The organism is Bacillus sp. BS98 (assembly GCF_008432245.1).
Lineage (GTDB): Bacteria > Bacillota > Bacilli > Bacillales > Bacillaceae_G > Bacillus_A > Bacillus_A toyonensis.
In genome coordinates this window covers 2,578,966-2,591,484 of record NZ_CP043830.1, presented here as the reverse complement: position 1 = coordinate 2,591,484, position 12,519 = coordinate 2,578,966, and the positions used below count along the sequence as shown (strand labels likewise).

General features: G+C 31.8%; 15 protein-coding genes. 13 read left to right on the top strand and 2 right to left on the bottom strand.

All coding sequences use genetic code 11. The features are described from left to right. The first annotated feature begins 407 nt into the window (after positions 1–407). The 6 genes from F0362_RS13400 to F0362_RS13370 all read left to right on the top strand — a co-directional run bounded on the left by F0362_RS13400 (position 408) and on the right by F0362_RS13370 (position 5,436). Positions 408–1,100: an HAD family hydrolase gene (locus F0362_RS13400; protein ID WP_149890059.1), complete on the top strand. Its 693-nt coding sequence runs from the start codon at positions 408–410 to the stop codon at positions 1,098–1,100. Positions 1,101–1,298: 198 nt separating this feature from the next. After that, entirely contained in the window at positions 1,299–1,667 is a 369-nt protein-coding gene (locus F0362_RS13390; RefSeq protein ID WP_000403457.1) for a DUF4180 domain-containing protein, read from the top strand. Positions 1,668–1,801: 134 nt separating this feature from the next. After that, positions 1,802–2,305 (top strand): MepB family protein, encoded by a 504-nt coding sequence (locus F0362_RS13385; RefSeq protein ID WP_149889818.1) that lies wholly within the window; start codon positions 1,802–1,804, stop codon positions 2,303–2,305. A 186-nt stretch (positions 2,306–2,491) separates the two neighbouring features. Next, complete coding sequence (locus F0362_RS13380; RefSeq protein WP_000183393.1) at positions 2,492–3,259, top strand: arylamine N-acetyltransferase family protein; 768 nt, start codon at positions 2,492–2,494, stop codon at positions 3,257–3,259. 282 nt (positions 3,260–3,541) lie between these two features. Next, entirely contained in the window at positions 3,542–4,195 is a 654-nt protein-coding gene (locus F0362_RS13375; protein WP_000110838.1) for a YdeI/OmpD-associated family protein, read from the top strand. Positions 4,196–4,320: 125 nt separating this feature from the next. Beyond that, positions 4,321–5,436, top strand: coding sequence for an NAD(P)/FAD-dependent oxidoreductase (locus F0362_RS13370; RefSeq protein ID WP_000844376.1), 1,116 nt, complete (start codon positions 4,321–4,323; stop codon positions 5,434–5,436). A 338-nt stretch (positions 5,437–5,774) separates the two neighbouring features. On the opposite strand, the gene F0362_RS13365 is transcribed toward F0362_RS13370, so the two are convergent. Further along, positions 5,775–6,032, bottom strand: coding sequence for a hypothetical protein (locus F0362_RS13365; protein WP_000173573.1), 258 nt, complete (start codon positions 6,030–6,032; stop codon positions 5,775–5,777). Between the two features lie 137 nt (positions 6,033–6,169). Between F0362_RS13365 and F0362_RS13360 the strand changes: the two genes are divergently transcribed. The 4 genes from F0362_RS13360 to F0362_RS13345 all read left to right on the top strand — a co-directional run bounded on the left by F0362_RS13360 (position 6,170) and on the right by F0362_RS13345 (position 9,344). Further along, positions 6,170–7,600, top strand: coding sequence for a PQQ-dependent sugar dehydrogenase (locus F0362_RS13360; RefSeq protein ID WP_149889817.1), 1,431 nt, complete (start codon positions 6,170–6,172; stop codon positions 7,598–7,600). Between the two features lie 122 nt (positions 7,601–7,722). Beyond that, positions 7,723–8,295, top strand: coding sequence for a YybS family protein (locus F0362_RS13355; protein WP_001079202.1), 573 nt, complete (start codon positions 7,723–7,725; stop codon positions 8,293–8,295). A 27-nt stretch (positions 8,296–8,322) separates the two neighbouring features. After that, positions 8,323–8,886, top strand: coding sequence for a GNAT family N-acetyltransferase (locus F0362_RS13350; protein WP_000282923.1), 564 nt, complete (start codon positions 8,323–8,325; stop codon positions 8,884–8,886). A gap of 77 nt (positions 8,887–8,963) precedes the next feature. After that, positions 8,964–9,344 carry a nucleotide excision repair endonuclease gene (locus tag F0362_RS13345; RefSeq protein ID WP_001048938.1) on the top strand — a complete coding sequence of 127 codons (381 nt, stop codon included), beginning with the start codon at positions 8,964–8,966 and terminating at the stop codon, positions 9,342–9,344. 58 nt (positions 9,345–9,402) lie between these two features. On the opposite strand, the gene F0362_RS13340 is transcribed toward F0362_RS13345, so the two are convergent. Beyond that, a complete protein-coding gene (locus F0362_RS13340; RefSeq protein WP_000269008.1) occupies positions 9,403–9,609 on the bottom strand; it encodes a hypothetical protein in 207 nt (68 codons plus the stop codon). A gap of 132 nt (positions 9,610–9,741) precedes the next feature. On the opposite strand from F0362_RS13340, the gene F0362_RS13335 reads away from it, so the two are divergent. The 3 genes from F0362_RS13335 to F0362_RS13325 all read left to right on the top strand — a co-directional run bounded on the left by F0362_RS13335 (position 9,742) and on the right by F0362_RS13325 (position 12,516). Further along, positions 9,742–10,521: an undecaprenyl-diphosphate phosphatase gene (locus F0362_RS13335; RefSeq protein WP_070173295.1), complete on the top strand. Its 780-nt coding sequence runs from the start codon at positions 9,742–9,744 to the stop codon at positions 10,519–10,521. 81 nt (positions 10,522–10,602) lie between these two features. Then, positions 10,603–11,925, top strand: coding sequence for an NAD(P)/FAD-dependent oxidoreductase (locus tag F0362_RS13330; RefSeq protein ID WP_149889816.1), 1,323 nt, complete (start codon positions 10,603–10,605; stop codon positions 11,923–11,925). A gap of 63 nt (positions 11,926–11,988) precedes the next feature. Then, a complete protein-coding gene (locus tag F0362_RS13325; RefSeq protein WP_000409226.1) occupies positions 11,989–12,516 on the top strand; it encodes a GNAT family N-acetyltransferase in 528 nt (175 codons plus the stop codon). The last annotated feature ends 3 nt before the right edge of the window (positions 12,517–12,519 follow it).

Below are 12,519 nucleotides of genomic sequence, written 5' to 3'. Positions count from 1 at the left end.
TCTGGAGTTTATGTGGAGATACAATAGGAACTTCATAGGACGTTTAACGTATTAGCTTCATTTTCAAGAATGTGTATTCTCCAAAAAAATATTATTAGCCATATTCCGTTTTATGAAAAAATAATTGTATGCTTGAAAGAACTTATCGTATGAAAAGCTGAACGATTTATATTTCTAAAAAACTAATGTATAATATTGGGAACTACATGTGATTTCTTAAACTGTGTGAACATATACTTTCGCTACTTACTAGAAGGGGAAACGGAAATGAATTTCAATAAAAAAAAGCTAGCGAAATTATAGAGTGTACGTCACAAACTTTAGAGTTTTTTTGCTAATTTAGTAAACGCTTAAGGTGTGAACTAAGGATTATTTAAATCATCCGAGAAAGGTTGTGAAATTATTTGATGGGTTATAAAGCGATGCTGTTTGATTTAGATGATACATTACTTGATAGGGATAAAGCAGTAGAGGCATTATTTTTAATTGTGTTAGAAAAGTGTTATGAAAATGTAGATGGTGCGGCTAAAAGCAACATGTTACAGAAATTCAAAGAATACGATAAAAGAGAATATGGCATAAGTAATAAAACGACAGTTTTAGAATCATTGTTTGATGAATTCACACCAAGGTATAGATTGCCACGCAATTACATCCAAGATTTTTGGAATAATAATTTCCCTAGATGTTTTTCAATAGACCAAAATACTATTCATTTCTTAAATCAAATAAAGAAGCACTTTAAAGTTGGAATTATAACAAATGGATCAACTCAGAGGCAAAAAGCTAAAATATTTAACACGAATTTAAATAGGTATTTTGAAACAATTATTATTTCTGAAGAAGTGGGATTTAGTAAACCTGATAAACGTATATTCGAACTAGCATTAAATGAGCTAAATTTACAACCGGAAAATACTTTATTTGTTGGGGATGACTTAGAAAAGGATATTGCTGGTCCTCAAAATGCAAATATAAAAGGTGTGTGGTTTAACCCTCAGAAAATCAAGAATACTACCAAAATACAACCATATGCCGAGATTAACAATTTGGATAGTTTGTTAAGTTATGTTACTCCACAATATTTTTATAACAAGTAAAAGAAATTATATATATATTCAAAAATACAAAAAAGAAACTATCATTAATTTCATTGACCGTATTAGTAATAAAAAATAGATATTTACAATAAAAAATAGAGGCGATTTTAATAGCTGCGGCTAATTTAATCTATGATTAATACGAAGTTTTGTAAAACAATTTTACTCATACTGTGTAAATTATAAAGGGGTGGGACTATGGAAATAAAGAAAGTAGTAATCGATGGAATCAATATTGCGGTCATTAGAAACGATAAGGTATTAATATCGGATGTTCAGTCTGCATTAGATACTATGGCAACAGTTCAATATGATGTAGATGCGAAACATATTATTATCCATAAATCTTTAATAAGTGAAGATTTCTTTGATCTAAAAACACGGCTTGCGGGCGATATCCTTCAAAAGTTTATAAACTACAAGGTAAAGATTGCTATCGTTGGGGATTTTTCTATGTACACTAGTAAAAGCTTAAAAGACTTCATTTATGAATGTAATAAAGGTAATAATATTTTTTATTTAGCAACTGAACAACAAGCAATTGAAAAATTGGGTACATTGAAATAATCTAGTCAACCTGCATAATCATATTCCACTAAAATAACCCTCTTTTTCACGTCGTTATTACTATATATTATCTACACGATATATAAGAACTAACGTTTGTGATAAACTAAAAGGTGGATAAAGGGGGAGTTTACTTGAACAACTTTAATGATATCATTCAAAATTTAAATGACATAGTATATAAACCTAATAACTTAATAATCACTAATCTAAAAGAAGAAAGACAAAACTCAGAGTATGCTGGGGCGTTATTTCACTTAAATAACAAAACGATACGTTTTAGAGTATCAAAAATTACTCCTAACAAAATTGGTCAATTTGTTTCTTTTTGGGAGAAAAATGAAAACATGCAAAATCAAGCGTTTTCTTATGACGCTGCTCCTGACTTATTAGTTATCACATGTATTAATGATTATAAACTAGGACAATTTATTTTCCCGAAAGAGATTCTTCTTGAAGAAAAAATATTAAAAACTCAAAGTCAAAAAGGAAAGATGGCTATGAGAGTTTATCCTATATGGGATAACCCTGTTAGTAATCAAGCTAAAAAGAGCCAAATGTGGCAACTTCAATATTTTATTGATTTAAGTAATATTAATAGTGTATCCATAGACAAACTATTACATTTATATTCGTAGCATCCCAGAGTAAATAAGAGGCATTTTAATGATGCCTCTTATTTTAATTTCTTATATTAGGTTATCTTGTGAATTAGAATTTTTGTACCGGTACAGTTAATCGGAATGTACATTGTTACAGTACCTCATCACATATACAATCAGCATATATTATTTTAACTTATAACTTATTAAGGAGTGCTGAATATGACAAATTTACAAGACCAACTCTTTACAAGATTAAACCTTGAAAAACGTACTGAAATAAAGTTTGAAGAATTAAGTACAATACTCTTTGCATTTGCTCACACAATACCGTTTGAGAATTTAGATGTTATAGCAGGTAATATAAATGCAATTTCTATGAAAAACTTACAAGAGAAAATTTTAACTAGTTCCCGCGGTGGGCTTTGTTATGAATTAAATACTCTTTTTTATTATTTTTTAAAAGATAGTGGTTATGATGTACAACTCGCACTAGGTACTGTATATAAAAATGATATAAATGCTTGGGCACTTGAGGACGGACATATAACAATTATTTTAAATAAAGATAACGTACAGTATTTAATTGATGTAGGTATAGCTTCGTTAGTACCTCTCGTTCTTGTACCTTTTACTGGTGAGTCTGTTTCTTCAAAAAACGGTTCGTACCGGGTGAGACGAAAAGATACGAGTAAAGGCAATTATGTTCTAGAAAGAATAGATGTTGATGGAGAATGGAAAATTTGTCATGCTTTTTATACTCATATTATTGACGAGACAGTAGTAAACGATGTTCAAAGAAGAGTGGTAGAAGATGAAAAGTCTATTTTCAATAAAGGACCAATTGCAGTAAAGTTGACGAACGCTGGCCATATCTCTTTAACGAATTCTAGTTTAACTGAAATGATGTATGGAGCAAAAACTAAGCGTGAAATTACAGAAGATCAATATAGAGAGCTTTTATATACTTTATTTGCTATTGAGTTGTGATTATACAAATAGCCTGTTCTTATTCGGAATCGGCTATTTGTATAATTTTTGGTTTAAAAGGTTTTCTTCTAATGTTTTTAATGTTTCTGCAGCCTCTTCATATGAATTAAAAACTGGTTCTTTTCCATCATCCTCTTGTAAAACCAGCTCTTCAAATAAAGATTTTTGTTCTTTTGAAACAGAATAATACTATTTAAAGTTTGATTTTCTAACTAGATATAATACACTAGAACAGTATAAAAAAGTATGTACAATGAATTTCGAATGTAAAGGAAGATTATTATGTCAGTTATCGATAAATTGAAACTTGATAAGTATACGAATATGGTTGTTATTAACGAACCAAGTGATTATGACATTTTCACAGGTAAAGAAACTGCATTTTCAAAAGAACACGATGCTATTTTTATTTTTGTTGAAACGCTTGATGAAATGGTGAAACAAACGAATTTTATTATTAGTAATGAAGCATTATTACTTGAAAAAGGTTATGTGTTTTTCGCATATCCGAAAAAAGGTAATGCTCGTTACAGTACGTTTATTCACCGTGATGAGATGTTTCCAGCATTAAGCGTTGGTGAAGATGGATATGTAGGAGAAAGCGAAATTAAATTTGCTCGAATGGTAAGTATGGATGACGTCTTTACTGTTGTAGGCTTAAAGCGTGAAAAGAAAAAAGCGACGAAAACGCCTGCTATGAGTCAATGTGTTGCCGATTATGCAGATCGAATTAAAGATGTTGAAGCTTTATTAGCTAATCATCCCAATGAACTTAAATTTTATCAAAGTTTAACTCCTGGATATCAAAAAGATTGGGCACGTAATTTATTTTCTGTGAAACAAGAAAAAACACGTGAAAAACGTTTTGAGAAAATGATTGAAATCCTTTCACAAGGCTATAAAACAATTGAATTATTCCGTAAGAAGAAAAAATAACGATTAGGAAAGTCACAATGATGAAACAATTAATTGCGATGAGTACATTGAAAAAAGGATTCCTTCTATTATACTTAAGAATGTTCTTATATTTATATAATTAGTAAAGAGAAAAGGTGTTTGAAATGAAATCGTATATTGTAGTTGGATCTGGAATTTTAGGAGCGTCTACTGCTTATCATCTGGCTAAGGCTGGTGCGAATGTTACTATCATGGATCGCCAACAATTAGGGCAAGCAACTGATGCAGCAGCAGGTATAGTATGTCCATGGCTTTCACAACGTCGTAATAAAGCGTGGTATAAAATCGTTAAAAGCGGTGCACGTTACTATTCTTCGTTAATTCAACAATTAGAAGAAGACGGTGAAACGGATACAGGTTACAACCGTGTAGGTGCAATTAGTTTACATACTGACGAGAAAAAACTAGATCAAATGGAAGAGCGAGCTTATAAACGACGTGAAGATGCACCAGAGATTGGTGAAATTACGCGTTTATCAGCTGAAGAAACGAAAAAATTATTCCCGGCATTATCAGAAGAATATAGTTCTGTTCATATTAGTGGTGCTGCAAGAGTAAACGGAAGATTATTACGCAACGCATTAATAAGCGCTGCGAAAAAACATGGTGCAACTTTCATAAAAGGAGATGCAGTATTAGTCCGTGAAGGGAATCATATTACTGGAGTTAAAGTAAATGACGAGACAATTTTAGCAGAAAAGGTTATTGTAACTGCTGGCGCATGGGCGAACGAAATATTAAACCCATTAGGAATTAATTTCTTAGTTACGTTCCAAAAAGGACAAATTGTTCACCTGCAAATGGAAAATACAGCAACAGAAAATATGCCTGTTGTTATGCCGCCAAACGATCAATATATATTAACGTTTGATAATGGTCATGTTGTAATTGGTGCAACACATGAGAATGATACTGGTTTCGATCACCGTGTAACTGCAGGTGGTTTACATGAAGTATTCCATAAAGCGTTAGCAGTTGCACCTGGCTTAGAAGATGCTACAATGCTTGAAACGAGAGTAGGATTCAGACCATTCACACCAGGATTCTTACCTGTTATCGGACCAATACCTAACTTTGAAGGAATTCTCGTTGCGAATGGATTAGGAGCTTCAGGTTTAACAGCTGGTCCATACTTAGGAGCAGAACTTGCTAAACTAGCGCTCGGACAGCCTATTGAATTGGATTTAAATGATTATGATGTTGCTGGTGCAATTGAATGATAAAAAAGATTAGGAGCGAATCCTAATCTTTTTTATTTATAAATATTTTCTTGTAATTATATCACTACCAATTTCAAAACGGGATATTTTGAATAAATGAAACCGTCAAAATAATTGTCGATGCGGAACCAGCAGATAATAAAGTTACGATTTTTCGTCCATTCTGTTCTTTTGAAGGTTTTATAAGTTCTGTAATCAACACAATCCATATTATAATAGAAACTATAGAAATAATATTTATAGACATATGTAACACACTCCTTCTTGTTTTTACATGGACATTTCTTCTTTTATAAAATAAAAGCAATCTGACAAGAAAATATGTATAGCGTTACAAATTAGTATTTTCCTGTCAGACCACCTTTTTTAAATAGAAATACGACTGATAAAATGATAACAACAGCTTTCAAACTGCCCCAATATGGATAAACAGCATGATCTGTTAAACTAGCATATTGAAAAATATTCTCTAAACCGAAAATCCCAATTATGACCGCTAAAAGAAAAGCAGCTTTTCCAATAGTATTATTACGATAGATGGTAAATAAATATAGTGCAAATATAAGTGGTACTATGATTTGTAGTAAAAGTGTCATAAGTAGTCCCCCTAGTTTATTTATAATTATATTATATGCAAAATTGTAATAAAAAGGAATATGAGTTAATTGATACTAATAAGACTACTCTAATCATACTCTTCTATTAAATAAAAGAAAAAGGGGTGGACAGTTAATTGACTAAAGTTAAGATTCGTTTACGGCCCATTGTTCATAATATAAATTTACCAACTGTAATAAAAACAGCCATAATTCCAGGTGAATCGACCGAAAGATTATTCATCGCAACTCAATTAGGAGAGGTTTTTTACATAGGAAACGGTGTTATAAAAACATTTTTAAATATTCGTCCACGAATTATTAAATTAGGTACATTTGAAGAAGGTGTTGCTAGTAGTGGATATGATGAGCGAGGATTGCTAGGACTTGCGTTTCATCCTCAATTTCATCATAACGGTTTATTTTATCTTCATTATTCAGTAGCTGGAACTCAAGGACCTGGTGCACTTTCTGAACAATTTAAACCGAATCCGTGTGACCCTAAAACGTTAAACTTAAAGTGGGTTAATAGAAATACGCAATATGATCATATTGATACAATTGAAGAATGGGTTTTACAATCAAATGGTCAACCTCAAAAACGCAGAACATTACTTAATATAAAACGCCCATTTTTTAATCATAACGGAGTAAACACTTTAAACTTTTCTCCTGAAACGGGAAAACTTGTTTTTACAAATGGAGATGGTGGATCGGGATATGATCCATTTAATTTAAGCCAAGATGATTTAGAAATAGCAGGTAAAATAATTGAAGTCGATGTAAGTAAAAATACAGTCATAAATAATCCTCCAGTAGTTTCGCGCTTTAATGAACTTCCTTTATCTATACAAGAAACACTTACAGTAATTGCGAAAGGTATTCGTAATATAACCGGTATTTCATTCCAAAGGTTTTATAATCAATATATTAAATATGCAGGTAATGTCGGACAGGATATTGTAGAGTCTATTTTTTCATTTGTTCAATATAAACCGATACCGGTTACCAAACTTGTTCAAACGCATGCAATGAGATTCACTCCCAATCAAGATGGGTTTATTAATTTTGGTTGGAGAGGATGGGAAGGAGAATTACCTACTTCTTTTATAAGGCACTGTTCTGAGAATCCTACTTTGGATGAGAGAACAATGGCTTATTATAATGAAACAATAGAATTATCCGCCAAGCGTATTCAGCCACTAATTAGTTATTTTCATAAAGACCCCAGACCAGATAAGTTTGGCGGAACTTCACTAACAGGCGTTCAGCCATATATGGGAACTGCAATCCCGAATTTAAATGGTAGTGTTGTATTTAGTGACCTTGCTAGGAAAGAAGAGTCTCGTCCTCCAGTTAAAGGTGTTTTAGCATATACTAGAGCCGGTACAGACGGTAAACATAATGACTTTCATGTTATTGAAACTAATTATGATTTTGGTACGCAAGCAGCTTATTATATGAGTTTAGGAACAAATTTGGATCAAACTAGGTTATATTTAGGAGTTTACGATTCTATGAAAGTAACTGATTTTAACAAAGGTACTATTTTTGAAATTGTTCCTTGATACGATATAAATTCTCAGATTCATTCTTTTTAGAATTGGCTATTGTATAGTGATTGTTTTCTAGAAGAAGGTAACAAATAAACAATAAGTGTATAAATTAGATATCTTTAGGGGGTATTTCGATGAATCGGTTTGTACGTTATTTGTGTCAACTTATGATAGAGAATGATGCGAACTATGTTCATAAAAGAAAATTGTCCCTTGCAAATAAGATAGTCATTACAGCTTTAATGAGCGCTTTGGCCACCATGTTTCAAGCAGCGGGTAATTTAATTCCAGGTATAGGATTATTCATTAGTCCTTTTGCGACGTTACCAATTTTTTTTGCTATTTTCTACTCCATTCGTGAGGGAGTACTTTCTTATCTTCTTACTATTCTCCTATTATTTATTATTGAGCCGAGTGAACTAATTGTATTTCCCTTTACTACAGGCTTATTAGGTATAGCCTTAGGGCTTTCCTTTAAACAATTCAAGAGAAGAATTTGGGTGGTTTCCTTTTCTGCGATTTGTCTACTTATAGGAATTATGATTGTTCTAGATATTTTCCGTTTTCCCGTACTTGGTCCTATTATTCATACAACTATGGATATAAACATTATTTTATCAATATTTATACTGAGCTTTCTATACTGCTGGATCTATGCAGGGCTTTGTAGAATATTGTTGAATAGAGTATATAAAGTCTGGTTTTAACAATCGTATAGAATGGAGAGTTAAAACATGTATAACGTTGAAATTAGGAGACCGAATTCGGATGATTTAGAGGAACTTCACTTGTTTTTCCGTATAGTTATTACGGATACATATAAAAATGAAGGATTATCACAATTATTGGGTGACATAGAAAATGAAATTAACTTGAAAAAGCAATATTTAAAAGATGATTTTGATAGTAATGGAGAAAATCGTTACTTTTTATTAGCGATAGATACAAATAACGATAAAATGATTGGAACAATTGAAATTGGTCCAGCAAGTACATTGATTACTAGTTGTACAGGCGGTGTACTTAAGGATTTGTATGAAATAGGAACTGTATTTATACTTCCTGAGTATCAAAGAAAAGGTATAGGGAGTTTACTATTACATGCAATGTATCTTACATTACTTAGCAGAGGAATAACAGAATACTGTTTAGATAGTGGATACAAAAAAGCACAAAGTATATGGACAAAGAAGTTTGGAGAACCTAGTTATGTACTGAAGGATTATTGGGGAAAATCAAGTGATCATATGATTTGGAAGAAGAGTTTACATGATACACCTATAATATTTGAATTATAAAATGAAATATGCCTCTGGACATAGCTTTTCTTACGTATGTATGCTATTATTTATCTTTATAATAAAAGAGGACGTGAATGAACTTGATTAAAATTAATATTCCTGAAGCTGATGTTTCAATTACTGAACGTAAACAAGTTATTAAAGGAGACGAGGCAATCATTACTCCAATTAATGGTTTTATCGATTTCCACTTGTTCCCTAGAGATAAAGGCGGCATTTTTATGTTTTACAATATTAATGACGAACTGCTTTTCGTAGGTAAAGCTCGTAAAATTAGACAACGTATTAAAAAACACTTTGAAGACAATGTTTCACCAATTAAAAATCATCGTGACGAAGTATACCGTATTGATGCATGTATCGTAGAAGATCCAACAGAAAGAGAAATTTACGAAACATATATCATTAATGAATACAAAGCAAAATATAACGTTGATAAAGTATTCTATAAATAAGCAACATAAACGAAAAACAATCCTAGCATTTATACTGGGATTGTTTTTTTATTTATCTTTATTCTTCATTTCTTTCTCCTTTTTTAAAATAATTAGCAGCAATTAAACAGAAAACCCCTATAAATAAAATTATTATTCCGAGCGTTTTATGTTTTCCTTCAAAGAAAGGAATGTCTGAAATAACATTAGTCATACATAATCCTAAAAACACAAGGATAGGACCCACCCAAAGTAATACATTGCCGAATTTTGTATGCCTCCACATATTAACCCACCTCGACTCTCTTTACATATATATCCATAATTTAAAAGTAAATTCATAGAGAAATATAGTTTTTTTCATATCGAAAATTTAACCTTCATATATTGGTACAAGCAAACGAGAAAGGAGACCATCATGAATTGGTTAGAAGCATTTATTTTAGGTATAATTCAAGGATTAACAGAGTTTTTACCGATTAGTAGTACAGGGCACCTTTATTTAGGACGGCATTTGTTTCAATTAGATGAAGCGGGATTGTTTTTAGATACGATGCTGCATATTGGGACTTTGCTTGCGGTGTTTATTTATTACAAAAAAGAATTTATATATTTAATGAAAAATCCATTTTCAAAGCTTATGTTATTACTTATCGTTGGGACGATACCTGCGGTTGTAATCGGTTTATTATTTAAAGACTTCTTTGAAGATATTTCAAAAACAGGCATTACCATCGGTTGGGAGTTTTTAGTGACAGGCTTCTTTCTATATATGGCCGATAAACAAAAGGATGGTCGTAAAAAAATGGACGACATTACATATAAAGATGCATTTATCATTGGTTCATTTCAAGCGGCTGCTATTTTCCCGGCAATTTCTCGATCTGGAATGACGATTGTCGCTGCTTTATGGAGAAAACTAGACCGTGAAACAGCAGCATACTTTTCTTTTTTATTATCTACGCCAGCAATAGTCGGAGCAATCATCTTGCAATTTATAGATGTTTTTCAAGGGAAAGCAGAATCTATTTCTAGTACATCATTAATTGTCGGAACGTTATCAGCAGCTTTCTTTGGTTACATAGCAGTTTCATGGATGATTCAATATTTAAAACGTCATTCCTTAAAAGTATTCGCGTATTACGTATGGGGATTAGGTATTTTAATTTTAACGTTGCAATTTACTCATGTATTTTAATTATAATGATAAAGAAGCAATGTAATTAAGGTCCTGTTTCATTTATACACGACAGGATCTCTTTTTATTAAGGGGGAGAATATGTTTAATAAGGCTATTGTTATTGGTGGAAGTATGGCGGGAAAGTTTGCAGCAAAGGCATTATCAACTTCTTTTAAAGAAGTAATCATTTTAGAAGTCGGTGACAAATGGGATGGAAAAGCTTCAAGAAAAAGAGTTCCACAAAGCGATCATCCTCACGTGTTATTAAAAGGTGGAGAAAAAGCAATTGAAGAATTGTTTCCTACTATTACGAATGAATTAATAAAAGCGGGCAGTATTATAAATAACTTTACGCGTGATTTGAAATGGCATCAATTTGGTCTATGGAAACAACCATTCATAGGGGAAGTTCATATGATTCAACAAAGTCGTCCTTTATTAGAATGGCATATTCAAAAACGAATTGATCAAATTTCAAATATTACTATTACATATAAAACATTGGTTAATGGGTTATTAGTAGATGGGAAGCTTAACAAAGTGTGTGGAGTAAAAGTTAAATATTTAGAGACAGGCATGCAAGAAGAAGTTCATGCAGATATTGTAATTGATGCAAGTGGATTTGGTTCAAAAAGTATGGAGTGGCTACGAGAATACGAAATTGAAGTACAAGAAGAGAAGGTTCGTATCGATTTATTTTACGCAACAAAAATGTTCCACCTTAAAGAAAATGAGGAGTTAGACTGTTGTAATATGCTAATGTCTCCGAGTTTCCCTGAAAACCCTTATGGCGTTCTTATTCAAACGATTGAAGATAATCGTTATTTTGTTACTTTCAGTGGATACGCAAATGAGAAAGCACCACAAACAGATGATGAGTTTTATGATTTTGCTGAAAACCTATCAATTTCTAATGTTACAGACTTCCTAAACAAGGCTGAGGGAATTACTGATATAAAGACATACAAAATTCCCTATCAAGTACGCCGGCGATTTGATTTAGTTAACAATGTACCAGAAGGGTTGTTAGTAGTTGGAGATGCACAATGTCGTTTTGATCCTGTTTTCGGTCAAGGTGTTTCAGTTGCTGCTATGGAAGCTCACCAATTGCAATTACTTTTGCAAAGTAGAAAACAGCTCGATAAAACATTTACACAACAATTTTATAAAAAGACAGCTGACATAATAGAAATCCCTTGGGATATGACAACAACGGAAATATCACGTCACCCGCAGCTAAAGAGAGAATTAACTACGAAACAAAAATTTCAGCTATGGTATACGAAACAAATATATCGACTTTCCGCAAGTGATTCTGATGTTTATATTCGGTTAGTACGAGTGATGAATTTAATTCGTAGTCCATTTCACCTTTTTCATCCGAAAGTGCTACTAGCTGTATTACTTAATCGAAAGAAATAGCAGGAATATAATTGATTAAAAAAGAATGTATAACAGTTAGTAAATCAAGAAGGAGAATACGGGATGGAAATATACATAGAGCAACTAAAAAAACAAGATGCTGCGGATTTATTTACGTTTGAACTTACGAATAAATCTTTTTTTGAAACGATGGTACCAAATCGTGGTTCGCAATATTTCGATTTTGAATATTTTCAAAAACTATTAGACGATTTATTAATAGAACAGGCAGATGGAAATTCTTATTTTTATTTAATTCGTAATGAAGAAAAAGAAATTGTAGGACGAATTAACTTAGTAAATATAGATACCGAAACTCGAATCAGTTCGTTAGGTTATCGAGTCGGAGAAAAATTCACTAAAAAAGGAGTTGCAACAGCAGCTGTAAAATTAATTTTAGACGTAGCGAAAAATAATGAAATTAATGAGGTTCATGCTAAAACAACGACTAATAATCTTGCATCACAAATTGTACTAGAAAAAAGCGGATTTTCTTTTAAAAATGAAGCAGATACAACTTCTGTAGAATTAAACGGAGAACGTGTAAATTTTGTACATTATATTTGTAGAACTACTTTGTGTTCAAAATAATAG